The 24,382-nt window shown below is 68.1% G+C and carries 25 protein-coding genes and 1 pseudogene; 9 read left to right on the forward strand and 17 right to left on the reverse strand.

Translation table 11 applies throughout. The features are described 5' to 3' along the window. Positions 1-11: 11 nt before the first annotated feature. On the reverse strand, positions 12-1,214 hold the full coding sequence (locus WDLP6_RS18645) for a CaiB/BaiF CoA transferase family protein (RefSeq protein WP_174259884.1): 1,203 nt from the start codon (positions 1,212-1,214) through the stop codon (positions 12-14). Beyond that, positions 1,211-2,155 carry a hydroxymethylglutaryl-CoA lyase gene (locus WDLP6_RS18650; protein ID WP_162593550.1) on the reverse strand — a complete coding sequence of 315 codons (945 nt, stop codon included), beginning with the start codon at positions 2,153-2,155 and terminating at the stop codon, positions 1,211-1,213. Before WDLP6_RS18650 ends, WDLP6_RS18645 begins: the two co-directional genes overlap by 4 nt. A 97-nt stretch (positions 2,156-2,252) precedes the next feature. On the opposite strand from WDLP6_RS18650, the gene WDLP6_RS18655 reads away from it, so the two are divergent. Continuing rightward, positions 2,253-3,179: a LysR family transcriptional regulator gene (locus WDLP6_RS18655; RefSeq protein ID WP_162593551.1), complete on the forward strand. Its 927-nt coding sequence runs from the start codon at positions 2,253-2,255 to the stop codon at positions 3,177-3,179. Here WDLP6_RS18655 and WDLP6_RS18660 read toward each other — a convergent pair. Further along, positions 3,151-3,312: a hypothetical protein gene (locus tag WDLP6_RS18660; protein ID WP_197910170.1), complete on the reverse strand. Its 162-nt coding sequence runs from the start codon at positions 3,310-3,312 to the stop codon at positions 3,151-3,153. The two genes, WDLP6_RS18655 and WDLP6_RS18660, sit on opposite strands and share 29 nt — an antisense overlap. 351 nt (positions 3,313-3,663) lie before the next feature. On the opposite strand from WDLP6_RS18660, the gene WDLP6_RS18665 reads away from it, so the two are divergent. After that, the gene (locus WDLP6_RS18665; protein WP_162593552.1) at positions 3,664-5,268 is read left to right on the forward strand and encodes an alpha/beta hydrolase; all 1,605 of its coding nucleotides are present in this window, start codon (positions 3,664-3,666) and stop codon (positions 5,266-5,268) included. Positions 5,269-5,307: 39 nt separating this feature from the next. Here the strand turns inward: WDLP6_RS18665 and WDLP6_RS18670 are convergent, their stop codons facing one another. After that, on the reverse strand, positions 5,308-6,189 hold the full coding sequence (locus WDLP6_RS18670; RefSeq protein ID WP_162593553.1) for an aldo/keto reductase family oxidoreductase: 882 nt from the start codon (positions 6,187-6,189) through the stop codon (positions 5,308-5,310). A 75-nt stretch (positions 6,190-6,264) separates the two neighbouring features. Between WDLP6_RS18670 and WDLP6_RS18675 the strand changes: the two genes are divergently transcribed. Next, positions 6,265-7,236, forward strand: coding sequence for a LysR family transcriptional regulator (locus WDLP6_RS18675; protein WP_232077112.1), 972 nt, complete (start codon positions 6,265-6,267; stop codon positions 7,234-7,236). An 88-nt stretch (positions 7,237-7,324) separates the two neighbouring features. Here the strand turns inward: WDLP6_RS18675 and WDLP6_RS18680 are convergent, their stop codons facing one another. Together WDLP6_RS18680 and WDLP6_RS18685 are read right to left on the reverse strand one after the other, a co-directional pair. After that, positions 7,325-7,759 carry a DUF6573 family protein gene (locus tag WDLP6_RS18680; RefSeq protein WP_162593554.1) on the reverse strand — a complete coding sequence of 145 codons (435 nt, stop codon included), beginning with the start codon at positions 7,757-7,759 and terminating at the stop codon, positions 7,325-7,327. A gap of 44 nt (positions 7,760-7,803) precedes the next feature. Further along, positions 7,804-7,914: pseudogene (locus WDLP6_RS18685) on the reverse strand (helix-turn-helix domain-containing protein); the annotation flags it as partial. Between the two features lie 109 nt (positions 7,915-8,023). Between WDLP6_RS18685 and WDLP6_RS18690 the strand changes: the two are divergent. Beyond that, positions 8,024-8,200, forward strand: a complete 177-nt coding sequence (locus WDLP6_RS18690; protein WP_162593555.1) for a hypothetical protein — start codon at positions 8,024-8,026, stop codon at positions 8,198-8,200. A gap of 476 nt (positions 8,201-8,676) precedes the next feature. On the opposite strand, the gene WDLP6_RS18695 is transcribed toward WDLP6_RS18690, so the two are convergent. Next, positions 8,677-9,141: a cupin domain-containing protein gene (locus tag WDLP6_RS18695; protein WP_162593556.1), complete on the reverse strand. Its 465-nt coding sequence runs from the start codon at positions 9,139-9,141 to the stop codon at positions 8,677-8,679. Positions 9,142-9,328: 187 nt separating this feature from the next. Between WDLP6_RS18695 and WDLP6_RS18700 the strand changes: the two genes are divergently transcribed. Both WDLP6_RS18700 and WDLP6_RS18705 read left to right on the forward strand, forming a co-directional pair. Continuing rightward, positions 9,329-10,819 carry a winged helix-turn-helix domain-containing protein gene (locus tag WDLP6_RS18700; RefSeq protein ID WP_232077483.1) on the forward strand — a complete coding sequence of 497 codons (1,491 nt, stop codon included), beginning with the start codon at positions 9,329-9,331 and terminating at the stop codon, positions 10,817-10,819. Between the two features lie 457 nt (positions 10,820-11,276). Then, complete coding sequence (locus WDLP6_RS18705; RefSeq protein ID WP_162593558.1) at positions 11,277-11,441, forward strand: hypothetical protein; 165 nt, start codon at positions 11,277-11,279, stop codon at positions 11,439-11,441. Between the two features lie 119 nt (positions 11,442-11,560). On the opposite strand, the gene WDLP6_RS18710 is transcribed toward WDLP6_RS18705, so the two are convergent. The 3 genes from WDLP6_RS18710 to WDLP6_RS18720 are packed head-to-tail and all read right to left on the reverse strand — an operon-like array spanning position 11,561 to position 14,070. Beyond that, entirely contained in the window at positions 11,561-12,667 is a 1,107-nt protein-coding gene (locus WDLP6_RS18710; protein WP_162593559.1) for a glycosyltransferase family 4 protein, read from the reverse strand. Continuing rightward, positions 12,628-13,038 (reverse strand): 6-pyruvoyl trahydropterin synthase family protein, encoded by a 411-nt coding sequence (locus WDLP6_RS18715; protein WP_162593560.1) that lies wholly within the window; start codon positions 13,036-13,038, stop codon positions 12,628-12,630. The genes WDLP6_RS18710 and WDLP6_RS18715 overlap by 40 nt, the downstream gene beginning before the upstream one ends. A gap of 33 nt (positions 13,039-13,071) precedes the next feature. After that, positions 13,072-14,070: a zinc-dependent alcohol dehydrogenase gene (locus tag WDLP6_RS18720; RefSeq protein WP_162593561.1), complete on the reverse strand. Its 999-nt coding sequence runs from the start codon at positions 14,068-14,070 to the stop codon at positions 13,072-13,074. 39 nt (positions 14,071-14,109) lie between these two features. On the opposite strand from WDLP6_RS18720, the gene WDLP6_RS18725 reads away from it, so the two are divergent. From WDLP6_RS18725 to WDLP6_RS18735, 3 genes are all read left to right on the forward strand, one after another. Next, positions 14,110-14,880: a CDP-alcohol phosphatidyltransferase family protein gene (locus WDLP6_RS18725; protein WP_162593562.1), complete on the forward strand. Its 771-nt coding sequence runs from the start codon at positions 14,110-14,112 to the stop codon at positions 14,878-14,880. Beyond that, entirely contained in the window at positions 14,877-16,529 is a 1,653-nt protein-coding gene (locus WDLP6_RS18730) for a sulfatase-like hydrolase/transferase (RefSeq protein ID WP_162593563.1), read from the forward strand. Before WDLP6_RS18725 ends, WDLP6_RS18730 begins: the two co-directional genes overlap by 4 nt. 69 nt (positions 16,530-16,598) lie before the next feature. Continuing rightward, entirely contained in the window at positions 16,599-16,826 is a 228-nt protein-coding gene (locus tag WDLP6_RS18735; protein ID WP_162568673.1) for a hypothetical protein, read from the forward strand. A 13-nt stretch (positions 16,827-16,839) separates the two neighbouring features. Here WDLP6_RS18735 and WDLP6_RS18740 read toward each other — a convergent pair whose 3' ends face one another. The 7 genes from WDLP6_RS18740 to WDLP6_RS18770 are packed head-to-tail and all read right to left on the reverse strand — an operon-like array spanning position 16,840 to position 24,381. Continuing rightward, positions 16,840-17,847, reverse strand: coding sequence for an XdhC family protein (locus tag WDLP6_RS18740; RefSeq protein WP_162593564.1), 1,008 nt, complete (start codon positions 17,845-17,847; stop codon positions 16,840-16,842). Positions 17,848-17,852: 5 nt separating this feature from the next. After that, positions 17,853-18,446, reverse strand: coding sequence for a CoxG family protein (locus WDLP6_RS18745; RefSeq protein ID WP_162568675.1), 594 nt, complete (start codon positions 18,444-18,446; stop codon positions 17,853-17,855). A 39-nt stretch (positions 18,447-18,485) separates the two neighbouring features. Further along, positions 18,486-19,634 carry a vWA domain-containing protein gene (locus tag WDLP6_RS18750; RefSeq protein WP_162595155.1) on the reverse strand — a complete coding sequence of 383 codons (1,149 nt, stop codon included), beginning with the start codon at positions 19,632-19,634 and terminating at the stop codon, positions 18,486-18,488. Between the two features lie 47 nt (positions 19,635-19,681). Further along, positions 19,682-20,611 (reverse strand): AAA family ATPase, encoded by a 930-nt coding sequence (locus tag WDLP6_RS18755; protein WP_162593565.1) that lies wholly within the window; start codon positions 20,609-20,611, stop codon positions 19,682-19,684. Positions 20,612-20,630: 19 nt separating this feature from the next. Further along, on the reverse strand, positions 20,631-21,422 hold the full coding sequence (locus WDLP6_RS18760) for an FAD binding domain-containing protein (RefSeq protein ID WP_162593566.1): 792 nt from the start codon (positions 21,420-21,422) through the stop codon (positions 20,631-20,633). Between the two features lie 21 nt (positions 21,423-21,443). Next, positions 21,444-23,876 carry a xanthine dehydrogenase family protein molybdopterin-binding subunit gene (locus WDLP6_RS18765; RefSeq protein WP_162593567.1) on the reverse strand — a complete coding sequence of 811 codons (2,433 nt, stop codon included), beginning with the start codon at positions 23,874-23,876 and terminating at the stop codon, positions 21,444-21,446. Between the two features lie 10 nt (positions 23,877-23,886). Continuing rightward, positions 23,887-24,381, reverse strand: a complete 495-nt coding sequence (locus WDLP6_RS18770; RefSeq protein WP_162593568.1) for a (2Fe-2S)-binding protein — start codon at positions 24,379-24,381, stop codon at positions 23,887-23,889. Position 24,382 lies beyond the last annotated feature (1 nt).

The raw sequence follows: 24,382 nt of genomic DNA on the forward strand, positions 1-24,382 counted from the left end.
CTTTTTTTTGATCAGGCCACGATCTTGCGGCTGCGCAGGGCTTCGACCTCGGCGTCGCTGCAGCCCATTTGCTTCAATAGCTCGGCGGTGTGCTCGCCCAGTCGCGGCGGGTCCATCCGAACACCGAGTCGGCGCCCCTCCAGCGTGATGGGAAACAAGGTCGTCTTGACCGTCTGACCGGCCTTGGGTCCATCCGACAGGCGCATGTCCGCCAGTCCGCCGGTGGCGAGCAGGTGCTCGTCGTCATAGAGGTCCTCGGGCCTTCGAATGGGCGCGAACGGCAGCCCGGCTTTCTCCATCAACTGCGCCAATTCGTCCGCACTGCGGTCGGCAATGCGCTCGGCGATGGTTTTCAGCAAGCGGGGCCGGTGCGCGACCCGCTGGTTGTTGGTGGCAAGCTCCGGCTCGGCCTGGAGGTCGGCGAAGCCCAGTGCGTCGCAGAAGGTCAGCCACTGCGCATCGCTGACGGCAGCCAGGAAGATCTGCTCGCCGCCCTTGACGGTGAACACGTCGTAGACCGCCCACGGGTTGTCGCGTGCGGGCATCGGTGCCGGATGCTTGCCGGTCACCGCGAACTGCAGCATGTGCTGCCCCATCAGGAAGACGTTGTTCTCGTAGAGCGCCGACTGGATCTCCATGCCGCGGCCGGTGATGCCGCGCTGGATCAGCGCGCCCAGCACCGCGATCGCGCCGAACAGGCCGCCCATGATGTCGTTGACGCTGGTGCCGGCACGCAGCGGATCGCCGGGGCGGCCGGTCATGTAGGCCAGGCCGCCCATCATCTGCACCACTTCGTCGAGCGCGGTGCGATGGTCATAGGGTCCGGGCAGGAAGCCTTTGTGGCTGGCGTAGATGATGCGTGGGTTGACCTTCGCCAGCGAGGCGTAGTCGAGGCCGTACTTGGCCATGGTGCCGGGCTTGAAGTTCTCGGCCACCACGTCGGCCGTGGCGGTCAGGCGCCGTGCGGTCTCGGCGCCCTCCTCGGTATGCAGGTCGATGCCGATGCTCTTCTTGTTGCGATTGAACATCGGGAAGAAACCCGCGCCCGCGCCGACCAGACGGCGGCTGTGGTCGCCGTTCACCGGCTCGATCTTGATGACCTCCGCACCGAGATCGGCCAGCACCATGCCGCAGGTCGGGCCCATCACCATGTGGGTGAATTCGACGACGCGCAAGCCCTCGAGGGGCTGAGCAACTTGAAGCGCATCGCTCATCGGGCGAGCTCCTGCTTCATGGTCTTGGGAAGTCCGGCGCGCCAGAGCGTGCCGTGCAGCGTCTCGCCTTCGAGCCAGTGCGCGACCTTGGTCCGGAGCGCCAGCAGCGCATCGAAGTCCTGGCCGGTCTCGATGCCCATGCTGGCCAGCATGTAGGCCAGGTCCTCGGTCGAGACATTGCCGCTGGCGCCCGGCGCATGCGGGCAGCCGCCGATGCCGGCCATGCACGCATCGAAGCGGCTGATGCCGAGTTCGAGCGCGGCATAGACATTGGCCATGCCGAGGCCGCGCGTGTCGTGGAAGTGCCCGCAATTGAGCTTGTCGCCGGCGATCGGCAGCACGGCCTCGAACAGCGAACGCACCATGGCCGGATCGGCATAGCCGACCGTGTCGGCCAGACCGACAGCCTCGGCACCGGCGTCGATCACCGCTTCGACCAGGCGAAGCACTTCCGACGGCTCGACCCGACCCTGCAGCGTGCAGCCGAAGGCGGTGCTGATGCCGACCTCGATGCGGGTGCGAGAGCCGCGTGCATCGCGCGCATCGCGGATGCGCGCGATGTCATCGACCACCTCGTCGGGTGTCTTGTGCAGGTTGGCAAGGCTGTGTGCGTGGCTGGCCGACAGCGGCAGCAGCATGAGATCGGCCTCGCATGCCATGGCGCGCTCGGCCCCCTTGAGATTGGGCACGAGCACCGAAGCCTTGAGGCCCGGCAGCGTCTTGGCGAAGGCGACCAGTTCGGCGGTGTCGGCCAGTTGCGGCAGCAGCCGCGCAGGCACGAAGGAACCGACCTCGATCTCGCGCTGCCCCGCTTCATAGGCGTCGCGGATCCATTCGAGCTTGGCGGCCGTCGGCACCACGCGCGGGATGATCTGCAGGCCATCGCGCAAGCCGACCTCCCGGATCACGACCTGGCGCGGCAGGGTGGAGGAAGGCGTCATGGGTTGTGTGTCTCTTGTCATTGCGTTAGCAGTCTAGAATTTCCAAACAGAGCCTGGTTGTCAATTTGAGAAGCTCTGAATTCCCGATCGGAATATCTTGCGCGACCTCGACCTCACTACGCTGCGCCTGTTCGTCGCGGTCTGCGAGACCGGCAACATGGCGCGCGCCGGCGAGCAGGCCCACATCGTCGGCTCTGCGATCAGCAAGCGGCTGGCGCAGCTCGAGGATCGACTGCGAACGCCGCTGCTGGTGCGCAAGCGCCATGGCGTCGTCCCGACGGCAGCGGGCCAGACCCTGCTGGAGCATGCGCGCGGCATGCTCGACGGCGCCGCACGCATCGAGCGCGACATGGAAAGCTACCTCACGGGCGCGCGCGGCCAGGTGCGGGTTCTCGCAAGCATCTCGACCATGGCCGGGCCGCTCGCCAACGACGTCGCGTCCTTCCTGAAAATGCCGGCGCACAGCACCATCCAGGTCGACCTCGAGGAGCGATTGAGTCCGGAGGTTGTCTCAGGCGTGCGCGATGGCCTGGCGTCGCTGGGCGTGTGCTGGGATGCCGTCGGTCTCGGGACGCTGCAGCATCGGCCCTACCGCAGCGATCATCTCTGTATCGTCGTGCCGCGCGGCCATCCGCTCGCCTCGCGAAAGGTGGTTCGCTTCGAAGAGACGCTCGGCTACGAGCATGTCGGCGTGCCCAGCAGCAGCACGCTGGAGGTCACGCTCCAGCGCGCCGCCGCGCTGTCGGGCCGCGTCTTGCTGCATCGCATCATCGTGGGCAATTTCGAGGCAGCACTGGGCGCGGTGCGCGCAGGCCTGGCCATCGGCGTCATCTCCAGGGAAGTGGCCGACCGCCAAGGCGCATCGAACGGCTTGCGCGTCATCTCGCTGGCCGAGCCGTGGGCCGAGCGCCGTTTCGTTCTCTGCTTTCGCGACGCAGAGGGCCTGTCGGTGGCGGGCAAGCTGTTGTCGGAGTACCTGGGGACGCGCGCGAGCATCACTGCTTCGCCGGCACTGCGTAGGTGAGTTCGGCAAATCCGGGCCCGACAAGCTTGGCCTCCTTGAGCTGCATGGGCGGCGACACAATGCGGCGGGGAAGCAGCGGCTTGCCGGAGGCCAGGGTGACGGATCCGATTTGAACAATGCTCTCGTCGAGCAACCCGGCGTCATGGAATCGTTCTTGCCCCGCGCAGCCAGCGTCATTGCTTCGTGCACCGGCCTCACGTCACCTCGGACGACGTGAATGGCCGCGGAAGGCAGGCCGGGAAGTTCGCGCTTGCTGAACACCCACGCTGGTTGCTGGTACGGCCATGCTGCGCCCTGCAAGCGGTGTAGCGGACGTTGGCGAAGGACTGCTCCTGGACCCGATCCGATGCACAAGAGCGGAGCAATTCCACTCCACCATGTGGACATTTAGATGAATACCCTGCAGGCCCCCCACGGCCTGTGACCTAGCATCCCGTCCACTGCCGCAGAACGCGCGGAGCATTGAACGCGACAGAACAACTCAATGACCGATTTCTCGTCTTCCAGCGTGGGCGTCGCAGACTACGTCACCACCAGCGCGGGCGCCCTGCGGGTGTACCGTGCCGGCACCGGGCCTCAATTGGTGGTGTTGCCGGGGCTGGTGATGTCCGCGGCCGTCGCTGCCGATCTCGTGCACGCTGCATGTCAGGGCTGGCGCGTGACGGTAATCGAACTGCCGGGCATCGGCGGCTCGTCGGGCATCGCACCGCACAGCCCGGCACAACTCGCCGGCATTCTGGACGAAGCGCTGACCCTCCTGGGCATCGCGCAGGGCGCGCTGCTGGCGCTTGACCTCAGCGCGCCCATCGCGCTGGCACTGGCTGCACGGCGCCCTGGCCTGGGCACACCCTTGCTGCTGGACCGCGACAAGGCGGCGCAATGGCGGGTCCATCACAGCGGCCCTTCCTCGCTGGCGTTGCGCCATGACGGCGGGCACCTGCTGGCCCTGTGGTCCCATTTTCGCGACCGCGCCATGCTCGACCCGGCCGACCCGGCGCGCGCTGGCAAGACGGGTTCCCCCTTGCCGGACGATCATGCGCTGGACGCGGCGGTGGTCGCTGCGGCGGTGCGCCCGGACGCCTATGCCGCCCTCTGGGCTTGTTGCGCGGCGGGCTTCGCGGCAGTCGACGGTGATCGGGCGGCCATCGACGTGCGCGACATGCATGAGCTGAAGGACCGCCTCGCCCTTCTTGCCGGATCACTGCCGCCGGCTTCGCATGCGGCGCCACCTCCGGCCGATGGCAACGCCATGCGCTACGGCTACGTGCAAACGCCCTCGGGCCGCGTCCACCTGCGCCGGACCGGCCGCGGTGGCCGGACGCTGCTGATGTTCCACTCCGCGCCCGGATCGGCCGCACCACTCGAACCCCTGATGCGGGGCCTCGCCGCCGGCCGTGAAGTCATTGCCTGCGACTATCTGGGCAACGGTGACTCCGGCAAGGCACAAGGCGACATCGACATTGCCGTGCTGGCGCGCCATGCCTTGGAGGTGATCGACGCCCTCGGCCTGGACATCGTCGATCTGTTCGGCACCCACACCGGCGCGATGGTCGCGATGGAACTGGCGATCCAGAGGCCCGAGCGCATCGGCCGGATGGTGCTGGAGGCGCCGGTGCTGATCGATGCCGATTTCGCTGCGGACATCCTGCAGCATTACCTGCCGCCCATCACGCCCGATCGCTGGGGTACGCATCTGCTCAAGGCCTGGAACATGCGCCGCGACATGTTCCTGTTCTGGCCCTGGTACCGGCAACGGCGCGACGCGGCGCGCTCGCTGGGCCTGCCGCCTTTGCAAACCCTGCATGACTGGACCGTCGGCCTGCTCAAGAGCGGCACGACCTACCACCTGTCGTATCGGTCGGCCTTCGTCTATGACACGCGCGCACGTCTTGCGCTGTTGCCGCGTCCGGCCATGATCTGTGCGGGGCCTGCAGACATGCTGGTCGAAGGCTTGGCATTGGCCCGGCGACTTGCGCCTGAAGGCACCGTCGTCACCCCGATGCCGGCGACTGTCTGGTACCCCGGACAGTCCGACGAGGCCGTCGGCCGGACGATTGCCGCCTACGACGCCTTTCTGCGCCAGGCTTGACCCGGCAACGACCCATCCTGCGCAAGTAGAGCGGCGCTCTCAGGCGCCGCGCGAAACGGCCACGCGATTCAGCGCTTCGATCGCGTCGTCAGGCAGCTCGAGCTTCGCCGCCGCCAGGTTTTCGCGCAGATGCCCGATGGACGAGGTGCCGGGGATCAGCAGGATATTGGGAGCGCGGCGCAGGAGCCACGCGAGCGCCACCTGCATCGGCGTGGCACCAAGGCCTCGGGCTACATCGGAGAGACCGGAGGACTGAAGCGGGGTGAAGCCGCCGAGCGGAAAGAACGGCACGTAGGGAATGCCGTCGCGTGCCAGCTCGTCGATCAACGTGTCGTCGTGGCGATGCACGAGGTTGTAGTGGTTCTGGACGCAGACGATGCGGCAGATGGCGCTCCCCTCGGCGACCTGGGTCGGCGTCACGTTGCTCAGGCCGATATGGCGCACCAGACCGCGGCGCTGCAGCTCGGCCAGCGCCGCGAGCGGTGCCTCGATCGACCCCTCGGCCGGACCGTGCGTGTCGAACATGACGCGCAGGTTCACGATGTCCAGCACGTCGAGGCCTAGGTTGCGCAGGTTGTCGTGAACCGCCTGTGCCAACTCATCAGGCGAGAACGCCGGCAGCCAGCCGCCGGTGTCGCTGCGCCGCGCGCCGACCTTGGTGACGATCACGAGGTCCTTCGAATAAGGCGCCAGTGCTTCGCGAATGATCTGATTGGTGACGTGCGGGCCGTAGAAGTCGCTGGTGTCGATGTGATCGACACCGCTTTCGACCGCTTCGCGCAGCACGGCCAGCGCCGCTTCGCGATCCCGGGGCGGCCCGAACACGCCGGGTCCGGCGAGCTGCATGGCGCCGTAGCCGAGCCGGTGGACGGTGCGGTCGCCGAGCGTGAAGGTGATGGTGTGGGTTTGAGTCTGGGACATGGGCCTCAGTCTAGGCAGCGAACCGCTGCTTGATAACCCACCATAATCGGCACAGGCTGTGCGGGATTCCAAACAATGAAAGTCGACCTCGGGGATCTGAACGCCTTCGTGGCGGTGGCAGGCGCGAAGGGCTTTCGCGACGGTGCACGTCTGAGCGGCACGAGCGCATCGGGCTTGAGCGAGGCCGTGCGGCGGCTCGAGACTCAGCTCGGCGTGCGGCTGCTGCACCGCACGACGCGCAGCGTGCTGCCGACGGAAGCGGGACAGCGCCTGCTCGAGCGGCTGAGGCCGGCGCTCACCGAAGTCGAAGCGGCGCTCGACGTGGTCAATGGCTTTCGCGATCGACCGGCCGGCACGCTCAAGCTCAACGTGCCGATCAGCGCTTCGCGCCTCGTGCTGCCGTCGATCGTGCCGCGCTTCCTCGCCGCCTATCCCGACATCTCGCTCGAAGTGATTGCCGAAGACGGCTTCGTCGATGTGCTGGCAGCCGGGTGCGATGCCGGCATCCGCTATGGCGAGCGGCTCGAACAGGACATGGTCGCGGTGCCGATCGGTCCGCGCTTTCAGCGCTTCGCGGTCGCGGCCGCGCCCGCCTACTTCGATCGTCATGGCCGCCCGGAGCATCCGCGCGAGCTGCTCGGCCACGCGTGTCTTCGCGGCCGCTTCTCCAGCGGCTCGATGCCGCTGTGGGAGTTCGAACGCGACGGCGAGATGCTGCGTGTCGACGTGACGGGGCAGCTGATCGTGCGGATCGGCGCCACGACCGATCTCGTGGTGGACGCAGCGATCGCCGGCGCCGGCGTGATCTACCTGTTCGAGGACTGGCTGCGGCCCTACTTCGTCAGCGGCGCGCTCGAACCGATCCTCGAGCCCTGGTGGCTGCGCTTCCCCGGGCCGTTTCTCTATTACCCCGGCCGCCGCTTGCTGCCGGCGCCGCTACGGGCATTTGTGGATTTCATCAAAGACGCACTGGAGGGTCCGCTTGCGGGTGCGACCCGCGGCGGGATCGAGGCCGATGGCAGTGGCAGTGGCAGTGGCAGTGGCTGATTTGCTTGCAACGCTGGTCCGTCGGCAGTCGGGCGGGAGCTGACCTGCGATCACTTCGTCCACCTCATCGACAAGGCTGAGTTCGCTGCTAATCCTCGTAGCGATCCAGCACCGTGAGCATCGGTTCACCATGGTCGCCCGCACTGCAGATTAATTTGAGCTTCTTCCGCTTCGGCGCCTTGCCGGAGCGTTTCAGCGCAAAGCTGAAAAGCAGCTCCGCCTTGTCCTGGTTCTTTCGCGCGGCGTCCACCGCAGCGAACAACAGCGTCGACAAGCGAATCGCTCCCGCCTGCCCGCCGGGTTGCTCGATGCACGCCTCATAAGGCGCGACGCACTCGACCCACACCGCACGACTGACAGCGACAGGCAACTTGAATCCGACGCAGAACGCCGGCAGGCTGACATCCACCAGGTCACCGAAGTCCAATAGATCCGCGCGCGTGCATCGATGAACGATCGTGCCGAATCTCTCGTCCGAAGCCGGCGGCTTCGAGTTGGAAGGCAAGTCATCCGGCTCCTTCACGACAGGTCCTCCACCGTGAAGCAGCGGCCGGCCTCTTCCGGCGCGAGTGAACTCAGGTAGGTGCGACTGAACACGCTCGAAAAATCCTCTTGGCTCAGGCCACGGGCTTTTCTGACTTTCCTCAGAGCCGCTGCAAATGAGAATTCTTGTGTCATGCGTCCGTCTCAGTGCGAGCGTCGATGACAGCGGAATGAGCCCCATAGCGCCACAATCTCTAGGATTCGTTTTGCTGAAGTTTTTCGGTTGGTTGTGAAAGGAGAATCGATGTCGTCACGAGCGGGGGCTGAAGAGTCCGACACTGAACAAGTCGAACTGTGCGAAGTGTTTGGCGTACATCCCCTCGCGTACACACCCGACGGCAAGTCGGCGGACAAACTGATCGCTCGGCTGAAGCAGGCGCTGGATTCGGTGCTCACGGGCGCCGCGGTCCGAGGCCAGTGAGTTGGCCGACGCAAGCGCAGCACGCCGTGCCACCGGTGAAAGGACCAGCGCGACGCAGGCCTGCTTCAACCCTTCTCGCGGAGGTAAGCAAGGGCTCTGCGCTGAAACGGCCCGCACGCAGAGCATCCGCCAAATGGAGGGTTTTGGGCGAAGATCTCGTGGGCGCCTTCCGGCCATGAGCCGACCTTGAGCGCCGCAGCGGGATCTGGACGGCGCCACCATTTTTATTGGGTTTCAGCCGCAGCATGGCCTTGCGCGGCCGGACCTCGGTGGCCGCGGTAGCTGCTGTGGCAGGATGCGTCAACAGCTGGCACCGGCCACTTTCAGTCATCCAGGCGGCCAGAAAAACTTTCCCGAACGACAGGTGTGAAGGTACTGCAGATTCAATGACTCGGTCGCGCCAGCAACGCCTTCTTTAGCAACACCATCGTCCAGATGGCGAAGCCGTTGAAGGCCTGCACCTGTGCCAGCCGGCTTCAGTCGTCGGCGCGCAACGCCGAGAGCTGATCGGTGTCATAGCGGTGCCGCAGGTCGCCGATCACCCGGGCGTCGTGCAACGCGCCGGCCGATGCGAGCCGGGCCAGTTCTTCAAAGTAGTGTTCGTGTCCGGGCGGCGAGACGGTCATGATCACCCGGGCAGGCTGTTCGCTGACGTTGGCGATGTTGTGCGGCACGCCCGGCGGGATGAAGACGAAGGTGCCCGGCAGCGCGCGAACGGTCTCATTTCCCACCTGCCATTCGCACTGGCCGTCAAGCATGTAGAAGGTTTCCTCCTGGACGCGGTGCACGTGCCGGCCGGTCGAGAATCGTGGCGGCAGTGTCCATTCGAACATGCTGGTGTGTTGGGAGTGCTCACCCGTCACCAAGAAGGCCATCGGTTGGCCCGCCAGGGTTACGTCGTGGTCATCGTGCGCCATCCGGATCACTGAGGTCTTGCCCATAATACTTCTCCGTCGTGGGTTGTTGCCCTCATCCGAGGGGCTGCACAGATCATGGGCAACGCCGGCCCGCAGGTCATGAAGAAACCCCGAAGTAGTCACAAAGGATCTCCGAAATCGGTGCGGTGTGTCCATGACCAATACCTACGCGTTCGGTCCATACAGGCTTGAGCCCGGCCTTCGGGTGCTGATGCGCGGCAATCGGCCCACCGCGCTCGGTCCGCGCGCCGCTGCGCTGCTGCAACGGCTCCTCGAACAGGCGGGCCAGCCCGTCAGCAAAGAGGCCCTGATCGACGCTGCGTGGCCCGGGCTGGTCGTGGAGGAGAGCAATCTCACGGTGCAGATCGCAGCGCTGCGCAAGGTACTGGGCGAAGCCGGCGGCGCGGCCTGGATCGAGACTTTGCCTCGGCGCGGCTACCGCTATGTCGGGCCGCCCATCAGCCTCGCTCCGACGGCGGCCCTGCCTGACGATCCACCGGCGCTCGGCACGTCGGACAAGCCGTCGGTCGCCGTGCTGCCGTTCGCGGACCTGTGCGGCGACGGCGAGCAAGCGTATTTCGCCGACGGCATGGTCGACGATATCGTCAACGGCCTCTCGCGCATTCGGTGGCTGTTCGTCATTGCGCGAAGTTCGACTCTGAAGTACCGGCAGCAGTCGGTGGTCGATGCGATGCAGGCGGGACGGGAACTCGGTGTGCGCTACCTCCTGCTGGGCAGCGTGCGCAGGGCATCGGATCGCATTCGCATCGCGTGTCAGCTCGTCGAAGCGGCCAGTGGCGTGCAGGTCTGGAGCGAGCGCTACGACCGCGCGCTGAGCGACGTGTTCGACCTGCAGGACGAGGTGGCGATCGCCGTGGTCGGCGCGATGGAGCCAACGTTGCGGCAGGCCGAGGCGCGGCGCGTCAGGCGCAAGCGGCCAGACAGCCTCCACGCATACGAAATCGTGCTGCAGGCGCAGGCCGACGTCTTCTCGGGCATGCCCGAGCCCTCCACCCGGGCACTGGGGCTGCTCGGTCGCGCGCTGGCGCTCGAGCCGGGCTATGCCCTGGCGCATGCCTATGCCGCGATGTGCTACCACAATCGGTTCCTGCGCGGCGGGCTCGACGAAGCCGACCGCGAGGCCTCGATCGGTCACGCCCGGTCGGCGATGGCGAACGGCCAGGATGACGCGCTCGCGCTGACGTTCGCCGGCTTCTCGATGGGCATGGATGCACACGATCGCGCGGCGGCGTCGGCGGCCTTCGATGCCGCACTCGCGATCAGCCCGTCGAGCGCGCTGACGTACATCCTCGGCAGCGTGGTGTTCGGCTGGTCAGGGCAGGTGCAGCGGGCGATCGAATGGGGCGAGAAGGGCCTGCGGCTGAGCCCCTTCGATGGCTGGGCCTTCGCAGCCTGGCACTCGATTGTCCTCGGGCAGTTCGCGTCTGGCCGCTTCGATGCGGCTGCCGAAGCCGCGACCCGGGCAATCCAGGCTAACCCGGCGCACAGCATCTCGTACATGCTGCAGGCCGCGGCGCTAGCCGGGCTTGGCAGGATCGACGACGCGCGCAAAGCCGCTGCCACGGTGATGAACCTGCAGCCGAACTTTCGATACGGGCGGCAGTTCGCGGGCGTGGACTGCGAGCTGGCTCTTGCCGCCGCGTTGGGCGTCGCCCTCGTCGCCGCAGGTTTGCAGGAGTAAGGGACCGGGGGCATGGAAAATGTTCGGCCCCTACGCTGCATCGACCAGTTGAATCCGCCAGCCACAGCCACCCATTCAGTGGGACCCTTGATGCAAACATCTACTAACTACGGCAATTGTTGAAATTATCGATGGCGACCTGGGTTATGAAGGGGTCTTGCACGACGACCCTGCGAGCCGTTGCAGCCTCGGTTTGGCGGAGACCAAAGCCGTTACCAATGGAGTGCTCCGAGGTGAACCTCAACGAGTCCAAGTACCCGATGCGAAAGCGTGTCAGCTCGCGTTCTACTTTCGAGAATAGGGGGCATCACTTGGAACCGCATCACGCTATGTTGAACGCCCGCTTCGGAGAAAACTGTACAGCTGGTTAGGGCCCCAACCGGCTATACGACGCGCTCCACAACGGTCCTTCAGCCACTCAGATCAGAAGCGATCGCAAGCCGCCCATATAGCCCCGGTGAAGCGGCAAGTCCGGCGCGACACGCCGACCGTGCAGCACAGGGACGCAGGCTACGACGGCTTCGGCCAGTGGCTGCGCGCACTTCGGGACTGGCCGATGGCGCAGGGCGCTTTCTGGGCGAGGAAGAACACCGTCGATCACCCTGCCCGCTCGACCCATTGAGCGCGCCAGGCGGGCGCCTCGAAGGGATCCGCAAAGTACTGAATCTCGCGCGCCACCTCGCCATCGCGGAACTCCCGTCCAATGTCGATCGATCGCGATCCGGATGTCCTGCGCTTCCATCATCGACCTCCAATGCGAGTCTGCTCACCGAGCGCCGCCGCAACGCGCATCGCACTCCCGGCCCAGGTCGGCAGCCGCAAGCGCGCAGTCCACGCGCCCTCGGCGAGTCGCGCGCGCGATGCAGGATCATCCAGCAAGCGCTGCAACGCCGCCCGCAGCGCGGCCGCATCGCCCGGCGCGACCAGCACGCCCGCATCGGCGGGCACCGTGTCGGGGATGGCGCCCGCGGTCGTGCCGAGCACCGGAATTCCGCGCGCCAGTGCCTCGGCCAGCGCCATGCCATAGCCTTCGTGAAAAGAAGGCAGCACGAAGAGATCCGAGCCCGCGTAGAGCGGCTGCAGTCCGGCCTCGTCGAGTTCGCCGTGCAGCACGACGCGCCCGCGCAGGCCATGGCGCTCGATGGCCGCATCGACCTCCCGCGCGCAGGCTGCGTCCATGGTGAGGCTGCCGGCGCAACGCAGGGTCCAGCGCCGGTCCTTCAATCCGGCGAGCGCTTCGACCAGAAGCCGGTGGCCCTTGCGCGGCGTCACGCTCGCCACGCACAGCAGCGACAGCGCATCGTCGGCGCCCGAGCCGGTCGCAAGCGGTGCCGGATCGGTCCCCGGCTCCGCCACGACGATGTGCGATGCGGGCACGTCGAAGCCGGCCAGTGCACGCGCGGTCGATGGGCTGGTGACGATCACGCAGCGGGCGGTCGCGAGCGCGCGTTTCTCGCTGTCGAACAGTGCGCGTTTCTGCGCTGCAGACAGCCCCGTTTCGAGCGCGAGCGGATGGTGCACCAGCGCGATCCATCGAAGGCGCTGCGCATGCCGTTGCGCCATCTCCGCCATCGCGCCGAACGCCAGTCCGTCGACCACCACGCAACTGTGATCGGGCAAGGCTTCGACCACGCGCTTCGTCTGCGCGATCGCGTCGGTCCCCGGCATGGGATAGCCCTCGCCCAGCGAATGCACATCGACCTGCCAGCGCAGCGCGCGAAGCCCCTCGATGATGCGGCGGTCGTAGGAATAGCCGCCGGTGCGCGTGCCGAGCTCGCCCGGCACGAGAAAGCTGCAGCGCAAGGCCGTCACGGTCTCGCCGGCAAGGCGCCTTCGTAGGCGGCCCATGCCACATGCGATTCGTTGAGCGTCACGCGCAGGCCCGCAAGCCCGCTCGCATGCGGCCCGAGCCGGCCCGCATCGATGCATGCCGCAACGCGATCGAAGATCACGCGCGCCATGAATTCGGTGGTGGTGTTGCGCCCTGCGAAGGCCGGGTCCTCGTCGAGGTTGCGCAGGTTCAGCTCGCCGAGCACGCTCTTCAGCACCTCGGTCGCCAGCGCGATGTCGACCACCACGCCGTCGGCATCGAGTTCGGTGCGGCGCAGCTCGAGATCGACCACGTAGGTCGCCCCATGCAGGCGCTGCGCAGGGCCGAACACCGCGCCGCGGAAGCTGTGGGCGATCATGAAATGGTCACGGACGTTGACGCTGTACATGGGCTGGTTCCAGGCAAGAGAAGTGAGAGAAGTTCAGGGATAGTCGATGCGCTGGCAGAGCGTGCCGGGCGCGCCGGCCGCGAGCCGGGCCAGCACCGCGGGCAGCTCGGCGAAGGGTGCGCTGTCGGTGATCAGCGCATCGAGCACCGGATCGGCGAGCAACGCGAGCGCCAGCGCCATGCGGCGCCGGTGCGTCCAGCGGCTGCGCTGCGCGGGCGCGACATGGCCGACCTGCGAGCTCCTGAGCACGAGGCGCCGCGAATGAAAGGCTTCGCCGAGCGGCAGCGTGACGGCGCGCTGTCCATACCAGCTCATCTCCAGCACCGTGGCCTCGAAGGCCGCCAGCCGCAGCGCGGTGACCAGGCCCTCCGGATGGCCGCTCGCATGGACCACGAGATCGGCATCGGGCGTTGCCGCATCCGGGCTGGCGAACGCAATGCCCAGCTGCGCCGCGACCGCGGCGCGCGGCGCGTGGGTGTCGATCAGCTCGACCGCGCACCCGGGCATGCGGCCCGCGAGCCATGCCACCAGCAGCCCGACCACGCCGCCGCCCACCACCGCGATCCGGTCGCCGAGGCGCGGCGCGGCATCCCACAAGGCGTTGACGGCGGTCTCCATGTTGGCGGCCAGCACCGCGCGCGCCGGCGGCACGCCCGCGGGCAGCAGATGGACGGCATCGGCCGGCACCACGTAGCGGGTCTGGTGCGGATGAAGACAGAATGCGTCGCGACCGACCAGTGCAGCCGGCCCCTGCTCGACCCGGCCCACGCTCGCATAGCCGTACTTCACCGGCGCCGGAAAATCGCCGGCCTGGAACGGCGTGCGCATGCGTTCGAATTCGGTGGCCGGCACCTCGCCGCGAAACACCATCAACTCGGTGCCGCGGCTGATGCCGCTGTGCAGCGCGCGGACCATGACCTCGCCGGGACCGGGCGCTCGCAAGGTCTCGGCGCGCAGCGCGGCACGGCCGGGCGCCTCGGTCCAGCAGGCCCATGTGGCGTCGGACGCGACGCGGGACGGAATTACTGGCATGCTGCCTTTTTTCAAGTGCCCGCCTGTCGCGAGCGATCCATGTTGTTCAAGCCACTGGCGACCGATCTTAAGACGACACCCGTCGCGCGGCGGGGCGCGCGGCGCGCCGCCGCGGCCTGCTTCGTGCTGCTGTGCGTGCTGGCCGGCGGCATGGCGGCGGCCCATGGCGCCAGTCCCTGGTTTCCGCTCAAGGCCGCGGCCGTCTACGGGTTGGCGATCGCAGTCCTGCTGCAAGCGCTCGACGCCGATGCGCAACTGGCGCGCTTCGGTCCGGCCAACGGCGTCACGTTGCTGCGCCTGTCGCTGGTCGCGCTGCTGGCCGCCGTGATCGGCGAACCGGTGGGCGACGCATCGCGCGCGGCCTGGACCGTGGTCGTGATCGCGACAATCGCCGCGCTGCTCGACGCGGCGGACGGCCCGCTGGCACGCGCCACCGGCATGGCCAGCGCCTTCGGCGCGCGCTTCGACATGGAGACCGATGCGCTGCTGACGCTGGTGCTGTCGCTGCTGCTCATGCATTTCGGCAAGGTCGGCGCCTGGATCCTCGCGGCCGGGCTGATGCGCTACGCGTTCGTGCTCGCGATGCGCGCCTGGCCCTGGCTGCAGGCGCCGCTGGCGCCGAGCCTGCGGCGCAAGACGATCTGCGTGGTGCAGATCACGAGCCTGATCGTGTGCCTCGCGCCGATCGTGCCGCGGCCATGGACCACGCTCATCGCCGCCGCCAGCCTTGCGCTGCTCGCCGCCTCCTTCGGCGCGGACATCATGCTGCTGGCGCGCCGGCGGCAACCTTGCGCGGTGGGTGGCGCATGAAGGCACGCGAGCGCGAGGCGTCGACGGGCTGGGCCGTCTGGCTGCTGCGCTTCGGCGCCGCCTTTCTCATCCTCAACGGACTTCTGACGCTCGACAACCTCGACGGCACGCTGTGGCCGCGGCCGACGCTGCGGCTGTCCTTCGAGCTCTGCATGGCGGTGCTGGTGCTGATGCCGTGGGTCGCGCTGCGCGGCCGGGCCGGGGCCGGCGTGCTGCGTGCGCTGGCCGCCATCACCACCGTCTGGGCGACCGCGCGCTACCTCGATGTCACCGTGCGCGCGGTGTTCGGCCGGCCGGTCAATCTCTATTGGGACGGCCGGCATGTGGCGGCGCTGCTTCGGATGGGCGATGTCGCGGGGTGGCAGGCCGGCCTCGGCGCCGTCGCAGCCATCGTCGTCATCTGGCTCGTGGATGCCGTCGCGCACCGGTGCTGGCAATCGATGGCGCGCACGCTGGCCTGGCCCCCGCCGCGGCCGGCGGTCGGGCTCGCGGGTGTGCTGCTGCTGGCGAGCTTCGCGGTCCATGGATGGAGCGGGCTCGACACGCGCTGGTTCTTCTCGATCCCGGTCGCGCCGACGATCGCGCGCCAGGCCGCGCTGCTGACCCGCCAGCTGCTGCCGGGCCAGGTGGCTTCGCAGCTGTCGGCCAGTCCCGCGTTCGAGGCGACCAACCTGGCCAGCCTTCATGGCGCCGACGTGCTGCTGATCTTTGCCGAGTCCTATGGTGTCTGCACGCTCGACGATCCGCAGCAGGCCGCGCAGCTCGCGCCGGCGCGCGCGCAGTTCGCCGAGGCGCTGAAGGACGGCGGGCGGCAGGTGGTGTCGGCGCGCTTTCGTTCGCCGACCTATGGCGGCGGCTCGTGGCTCGCGCATGCCGCGCTGCTGAGCGGCGTCGACACGCGCGACCCGGGCGACTACGAGCTGCTGCTGTCCACCGACCGGCCGACGCTGGTGCGGCATTTCCGGCAGCACGGGTACCGCACGGTGAACTGGATGCCCGGCCTGCAGCGCCCCTGGCCCGAAGGCAGCTTCTACGGCTTCGACCGCTACGCCGATGCGAACAACATGGGCTACCGCGGCCCGCCCTTCGGCTACTGGCATATCCCGGACCAAGCCTCGATGGCACTGCTGCAGGCGCAGGAACTGGCCGTGCCAGCCGGGCAGCGCCCGCCGCGCTTCATCGTGTTCCCGACGCTGGCCAGCCATGCGCCCTTTCGTCCGCTGGCGCCCTACGTGGCGGATTGGGCGCGGCTGCTGCGCGACGACGCCTACACGTCGGAACAGGCCGCAGAGGCCGAGGCCGAGCCGGTGTCGTGGCTCGAGCCGGTGCCGGCCTATGTGGCCTCGCTGCGCTACACCTTCCGCTGGCTCGGCGACTACCTCGCGGGCCACGCGCCGGCGAAGCTCGTGACGATCGTGATCGGCGACCACCAGCCGCTGGCCAGCGTCAGCGGCAAGAATGCGTCGTGGGACGTGCCGGTCCACATCATCAGCGCCGACACCGCACTGCTCCAGCGCTTCGAGGCGCTCGGCTTCACGCCGGGGCTGTTGCCGATGCAGCCTGCCACGGCCGGCATGCAGGCGCTCGCGCCGCTGCTGCTGCGCGCCTTCGACGGCCCGGCGCGCGACCCCGCGAGCGCGGCCGAATAGCCGCGTCAGCGCCGCATTCCGCGCAATAGTTCACGCACGCCGCGCGGCTTCCCTGATAGCCTGTGGTCCATGCGCGCCATCATCCTTCTCGCCAACATCGCCGTGCTGGCCATCGCCTTCTGGCTGGCTTCGTTCACCGGGCTGCTGATCGCCGGCGTGCTGTGTTTCGTGCTGATCGCCGCCGTCTTCGCGCTCTCCATGGCCCGGACGGAGGCCCGCGAATCGCGCGACATGCAGCGCGCGATGGGCCGCAACACGACCTTCCTCGCCGGGCTGTGGAGCCCGCGCAAGCGCTGAGCGCGAACCCTTCTCAGACTGCGGCCGACTTGGCCACCGCCACATCGGCTTCCCGCGGCAGCGCGACGCTGTTCTTCACCGCCAGGATCTCGGCCATCACGCTCACCGCGATCTCGGGCGGTGTCTTGCTGCCGATGTAGATGCCGATCGGGCCGCGCAGGCGCGCCAGCGAGGCCTCGGTCTGCTCGAAGTGCTCGATCATGCGTTCGCGCCGCGCCTCGGCATTGCGGCGCGAGCCGATCGCGCCGACATAGAAGGCCTCGCTGTCCAGCGCTTCCAGCAAGGCGAGGTCGTCGAGCTTGGGATCGTGCGTCAGCGCGACCACGCAGGTACGGCGGTCGGGGCGGAAGGCGGTCACCGCGTCGTCGGGCATTTCGGTGCTCATCGTCACGCCGGGCAGCGACCATGCGGTGCGGTATTCGGCGCGCGGGTCGCACAGGGTGACCGCGAAGCCGCTGAACTTGGCCATCGTCGCGAGGTATTCGGCCAGCTGGCCGGCGCCGATCAGCAGCATGCGGTATTCGGGCCCGAAGGTGTTGGTCAGTTCCTTGTCGTCGACGCAGAGTTCGGCCGGCGACGTCGCCTCGGCCAGGCGCACTGCCCCGTCCGCCAGCACCACCGTGCGCTGCATCAGCCGCCCCTGTTCGAGCGACGCGACCAGCGTCGCCAGCGATGCCGCATCGGGGTCGTATTCGAGCAGCAGTTCCAGCGTGCCGCCGCAGGGCAGGCCGAAGCGGTGCGCCTCGTCGGCGGTGATGCCGTACTTGACGAAGGCCGGCGCGCCGGTCGGCATCTCGACTTCGGCGCCGTGGGCACGGCTGTAGCGCGCGATCAGGTCGTCCTCGATGCAGCCACCCGAGACCGAGCCGACCACGGCGCCGTCGTCGGCCAGCGCCATGATCGAACCGATGGGCCGCGGCGACGAGCCCCAGGTCCGCACCACGGTCGTGAGCAGTGCGCGGCGGCCGGCCTGCCGCCAGTCGCGCAGGGTGCGCAACACCATCACGTCGAGGTTTTCCATGGCGTCTATTCCGAGGCTTTGTCGTCCGGCTTGTCGGCCTTCCTGCCGATGCCCAGCTTCTGCATGAAGCCGGCCACGGCGCCGGTCTTTTCCGCCGCGGGCGCGGCGGCTTGCGCAGTGTCCGCTTCGGCGGCCGGCGGCGGACCGTAGCGGCTCTGCATCTCGGCCTCGAAGCGCTTGAAGAAATCGTCGGCGGTCGACTTGGCGGCGCCGTCGATCAGGCGCTGGCCGAGCTGCGCGATCTTGCCGCCGACCTGCGCGTTGACGGTGTAGTCGAGTTCGCAGCCTTCAGCGCCGTCGGCGACCGGCTTGAGCGACACGCTCGACGAACCCTTCGCGAAGCCGGCCACGCCGCCCTGCCCTTCGAACGAGAGCCGGTAGCTGTCGGGCGGCGTGATGTCGGCCAGCGTGACCTTGCCGTTGAACTTGGCCGACACCGGGCCGATCTTGACCGCCAGCGCGACGGTGTACTGGTTGTCGCCGGTGAGCTCGAACTTGTCGCAGCCGGGGATGCATTTGCGCAAGGTCTCCGGATCGTTGAGCGCTTCCCAGGCCTGCTGCTGCGTGATGCCGAGCCGGCGGTTGCCGAGCATTTCCATGATGGTTTCCTTGGTTGATTCGATCAGATGCCGGCGCCGTTATCGACCGGCCCGCATCAAGGCCGCGAGGCTCGCGGCCAGTTGTTCTAAGGCACTGAGATTGTGGACCGCCAGCATCGCATCCGCATGCCGATGCAACACCGCCGCACCGCGCGCGAGCGGCGCGTAGCCCTCGTACCTCAGCAAGGGGTTGAGCCAGAGAATGCGCCGCGAATGGCGCTTGACCCACAGCAGCTCGCGCTCCAGCGCGTCGGGCTCGCCGGTGTCGAGGCCGTCGCTGATCACCAGCACCAGCGTGCGGCGGCCCGTGAGCCGGCGCGCATGGCGTTCGCGCAGTTCGGCGAGCGACGCGCCGAAGCGCGTGCCGCCTGCGAAATCGTCGATGGCCGCGCCGGCCGCGACCAGCATCGCGTCGGTATCGGCGATGCGAAAAGCCGGCGTCAGGTCGGTCAGGCGGGTGCCGAAGGCGAACACGTCGCGCCGGCCGGAATGCCGCGTCGCCGCATGCAGGAAGGCCAGCAGCAGGCGCGCGTAGCGCTCCATCGAGCCCGACACGTCGACCAGCACCAGCAAGGGCAGCGGCTGCTTGCGCCGCGCCAGGCGCGGCAGCCGGATCATCTCGCCGCCGGTGCGTCCGGCCTCGTGCCACACGCCGGGCCAGTGCATGCGCGAATGCGCGCCCGCGTCGCCGGTCACGCGCAGCCGGCGTGCGGGAAGCCGCGGCACCGGCAGCGCGACATCGCGTGCGAGCCGCTCGACCAGCTGATACTCGGCCGCGCCGAGCGCATTGAAGTCGGCATGGTGCAGCCGCTGGCGGTCGCTCGCCGTCATCGCGGCATCGAAGTCGACCTCGCGCTCGTTCTGCACCGGCTGCACCGACGGCCGCGGCGGCGCGAGCGCCTCGCGCACGCGCGGACGGCGCTTCGACGGCTCGGCCTTGCCTTCGGCACTCGGCAGCATCTGCGCGAGCATCTTGTTGGCGAGTTCGGGGTCGCGGAACCAGGCGTCGAACAGCTCGCGGAACACCAGCCGGTCTTCCTCGCGGCTGATCATCACCGCCTCCATCGCGGCCGCGAGGTCGGGCCGGTGGTCCACGCCCACCAGCGTGGCGGCCTCGGCCGCCAGCGCGATGCGCATCGAGTCGGTGCGCACGCCGGCGCGGCGCAGCGCGCGGCCGAAGCCCATCATGTTGTCGGCCAGCTTGCCCCGGCGGGCGTCACCGAGCTGCTGCACGCTCACGGGTTCGTCTCCTCCTCGGGCTTGAGCAGGTCTGAAGCCAGCTCACGCGTCAGCGCGGCCACATCGTCGCGCTGCTTGAAGAGGATGCCGGCGGTGTCGACCACGATCTCGGGGTCGAGCTCGACGGTGTCGAGCGCGATCAGCGCACGCGCCCATTCGACGCTTTCGGCAATGCCCGGCGCCCGCTGGAAGGCGTTGACGAAAGGCGCGCTGCGCAGCCGCCCGATGAAGGCCGCGACCTGCTCGGACAACACCGCGCTGGCCTGCGGCACCTGGGCGCGCACGATCGCCAGCTCGCGCTCGCGCTCCGGGTAGTCGAGCCAGTGGTAGAGGCAGCGCCGCTTGACCGCGTCGTTGAGTTCGCGCGTGCGGTTGCTGGTGAGCAGCGTGACCGGCGGCACCAGCGCGCGCACAGTGCCGAGTTCGGGAATGCTGACCTGGTACTCGCCCAGGTATTCGAGCAGGAAGGCCTCGAAGGGCTCGTCGGCGCGATCGACCTCGTCGATCAGCAGCACCGCGCCCGGTGCCGGCGCCTGCAGCGCCTGCAGCAGCGGCCGGCGGATCAGGTAGCGCGGCTGGTAGACCTCGGACTCGACATCGTTCGAGGTGCCGAGTGCCTCGGCCGCGCGCATGTGCAGCAGTTGCGCGGCGTAGTTCCATTCGTAGAGCGCCTCGCGCTGTTCGAGGCCGTCGTAGCACTGCAGCCGAAGCAGCTCGCGGCCGAGCGCGGCCGACAGCGCCTTGGCCAGTTCGGTCTTGCCGACGCCGGGCTCGCCTTCGAGCAGCAGGGGGCGCTGGAGCTTGAGTGCGAGGAACACCGCCGTGGCGAGCCGGCGGTCCGCGTAATAGCCGGCGCCCTGAAGCCCTTGCACGACCGCGTCGATGGAAGGGAAAGGCGAGGCGAGCGCGGGCGTGGTGTCGATCATCTCTGCAGCTTAGCGCTCCTCAGCCCAGGGCTTTGGCGACGGCTCGCTGCGTCAGCACGCTGATCAGGTTCGCCCGGTACGCAGCCGACGCATGCAGGTCGGTGTTGAGATCGCTCGCATCGATCTTCACGCCGGCCGCGGACTCGGGCGTGAAGCTCTTGTTCAGCGCATCCTCGAGGCCCTTGTGCCGGAACACGCCATTGCCCGCGCCGGTGACCGCGACGCGCACGCCGTTGTCGTACTGCGCGAGGAAGATGCCGACCAGTGGAAAGTTCGAGGCCTTCTGGCGCAGCTTCTCGTACACCGCGCGCTTCGGGATCGGGAAGCGGATCGCGGTGATCAGCTCGCCCTCTTCCAGCGCGGTGGTGAACAGGCCGAGGAAGAAATCGTCGGCTGCGATCTCGCGCCGGTCGGTGATCACCGTCGCGCCGGTGCCCAGCACCGCGCTCGGATAGCAGGCCGCCGGATCGTCGTTGGCGACCGAGCCGCCGAGCGTGCCCATCGCACGCACCTGGCGGTCGCCGATGCGCGACGCGAGGTCGGCCAGTGCCGGAAAGGCCGACTTGATCTCCGCGTTGTTCGCGACATCCAGATGCCGCGCCATCGCACCGATCACGAAGCCATTGCCGTCCTTTCGGATGCCGGTGAGTTCCTTGATGCCGCTCAGGTCGACCAGCTGTTCGGGCGCCGACAGGCGCAGCTTCATCGAGGCCAGCAGGGTCTGGCCGCCGGCCAGCGGCTTGCCGCCCGCGCCGGCCAGCTTGACGGCATCGGCCACGGTGGCCGGACGTTCGAGGGTGAAGGGGTACATGGTGGAATTTCCTTCGGATGTTCAGGGAGCCGGACGGCCTTGGGTGCTGGCGGCCAGCGAGGGCTGCGGCGTCAGGCTCGCGCTGCCCTTCTGCATCGCCTCCCAGACGCGGTGCGGCGAGGCCGGCATGTCGAAGTCCTTGACGCCCAGCGGCGCCAGCGCATCCAGCACCGCGTTGATCACGGCCGGCGGCGAACCGATGGCGCCCGCCTCGCCGCAGCCCTTGGTGCCGAGCGGGTTGTGCGTGCAGGGCGTGCACACGGTGTCGAGCTTGAACATCGGGAAGTCCTCGGCGCGAGGCATCGCATAGTCCATGAAGCTGCCGGTGAGCAGCTGGCCGTTCTCGTCGTAGACGCAGTTCTCCATCAGCGCCTGGCCGATGCCCTGCACCAGCCCGCCATGCACCTGGCCTTCGACGATCATCGGATTGATGATGGTGCCGAAGTCGTCGACCGCGGTGAAGCGGTCGACCTTGACCTCGCCGGTCTGGCGGTCGATCTCGACCTCGCAGATGTAGGTGCCGCCGGGGAAGGTGAAGTTGGTCGGGTCGTAGAACGCGGTCTCGTTCAGGCCCGGCTCCAGTTTGTCGAGCGGGTAGTTGTGCGGCACGTAGGCCGTCAACGCCACCTGGCCGAAGGGGATCTTCTTGTCGGTGCCCTTGACGGTGAACTCGCCGTTGGCGAACTCGATGTCGGCATCGCTGGCCTCCATCAGATGGGCGGCGATCTTCTTGGCCTTGGTCTCGATCTTGTCGAGCGCCTTCATGATCGCCGCGCCGCCGACCGAGATCGAGCGCGAACCGTAGGTGCCCATGCCGAAGGGCACGCGGCCGGTGTCGCCATGCACCACGTCGACCGCCTCGACGGCGATGCCCAGGCGCGCCGCGACGACCTGCGCGAAGGTGGTCTCGTGGCCCTGGCCATGGCTGTGCGAGCCGGTGAAGACGGTCACGCTGCCGGTCGGATGGACGCGGATCTCGCCGCATTCGAACAGCCCCGCACGCGCGCCGAGCGCGCCCGCGATGTTCGAGGGCGCGATGCCGCAGGCCTCGATGTAGCTCGAATAGCCCATGCCGCGCAGCTTGCCCTTGGCCTCGCTGGCGGCCTTGCGCTGCGCGAAGCCGGCGACGTCGGCCAGCGCCTGCGACTTGTTCATGCAGGCATGGAAATCGCCCGTGTCGTACTGCAGCGCGACCGGCGTCTGGTAGGGGAAGGCGGTGATGAAGTTGCGCTTGCGGATCTCGTCCTGGCCGAGCTTCATCTCCCACGCGCAGCGCGACACCAGGCGCTCCAGCAGGTAGGTCGCTTCGGGCCGGCCGGCGCCGCGGTAGGCATCGACCGGCGCGGTGTTGGTGAACCAGGCATCGACCTCGACGTAGATCTGCGGCGTGGTGTACTGGCCCGCGAGCAGCGTCGCATAGAGGATGGTCGGCACCGCGGTCGCGAAGGTCGAGAGGTAGGCGCCGAGGTTGGCGTCGGTGTGCACGCGCAATGCGAGGAACTTGCCATCCTTGTCCATCGCCATCTCGGCGTGGCTCACGTGGTCGCGGCCGTGCGCATCGGACAGGAAGCACTCGGAGCGCTCGCCCGTCCACTTGATGCTGCGGTTGAGCTGCTTGGCGGCCCAGGTCAGGCACACGTCCTCGGCATAGAGATAGATCTTGGAGCCGAAGCCGCCGCCCACGTCGGGCGCGATCACGCGCACCTTGTGCTCGGGCAGGCCGAGCACGAAGGCCGTCATCAACAGGCGCTCGACGTGCGGGTTCTGGTTGGCGACATAGAGCACGTACTCCTCGTTTGCCCGGTTGTAGTTGCCGATGGCGACGCGCGCCTCCATCGGGTTCGGGATCAGCCGGTTGTTGACGAGGTCGAGCTTGGTGACGTGCGCCGCATTGGCGAAGGCCGCATCGACCCCCGCCTTGTCGCCCAGCGTCCACTTGTAGCACTGGTTGTCGGGCGCCTCGTCGTGGATCGTCACGCCGCTCTGCTTCTTCGCCGCGTCGGCCACGCTGACCAGCGCCGGATGCACGTCGTAGTCGACCACCACCGCCTCGGCGGCGTTCTTCGCCTGCTCGACCGTCTCGGCCACCACCATCGCGACATGGTCGCCGACATAGCGCACCTTCTTGATCGCAAGGATCGGGTGCATCGGCTCCTTCATCGGCGTGCCGTCGGGGTTGTTGATCAGCCAGCCGCAGGGCAGCCCGCCCATCTTGCCCTCGATGTCCTTGCCGCTGAAGATGCCGACCACGCCGGGCATCTTGAGCGCCGCGGCGGTGTCGACCGACTTGATGGTGGCATGCGCGTGCGGCGAGCGCACGAACACGGCGTGGCTCAGGTTGGCGATCGGCACGTCGTCGGTGTACTGGCCTGCGCCGGTGAGGAAACGGTAGTCTTCCTTGCGCCTGAGAGCCTCGCCGATGTGCGGCAGGCCTGCGAAGTCGGGTGCGCCCATGTCGTGCTCCTTATGCCGTGACGGCGGCTTTGGCGGGCGCGGCGGCCATCGCTTCCCCGCCCATCTGGACCGCCTTCACGATGTTCTGGTAGCCGGTGCAGCGGCACATGTTGCCGTCGAGCAGTTCGCGGATCTCGGTCTCGCTCGACTTCGGATGGTGCGTGCACAGGTCGATGGCACTCATCACCATGCCCGGCGTGCAGAAGCCGCATTGCAGGCCGTGGCATTCCTTGAAGGCCGCCTGCATCGGGTGCATGGTGCCGTCGGGTTGCGCGACGCCTTCGATGGTGGTGATCTCGGCGCCGGCCACCTGCGCCACCAGCACGTTGCACGACTTGATCGCGCGGCCGTTGACGTGGACCGTGCAGGCGCCGCACTGCGCGGTGTCGCAGCCGACGTGGGTGCCGGTGAGATGGAGATGCTCGCGGATCGCGTGCACGAGGAAGGTGTTGGGCGGCAAGTCGACCGTGACCTCGCGCCCGTTGACCGTGAAAGGAACCTGCATG

Source organism: Variovorax sp. PBL-E5 (assembly GCF_901827185.1).
GTDB lineage: Bacteria > Pseudomonadota > Gammaproteobacteria > Burkholderiales > Burkholderiaceae_C > Variovorax.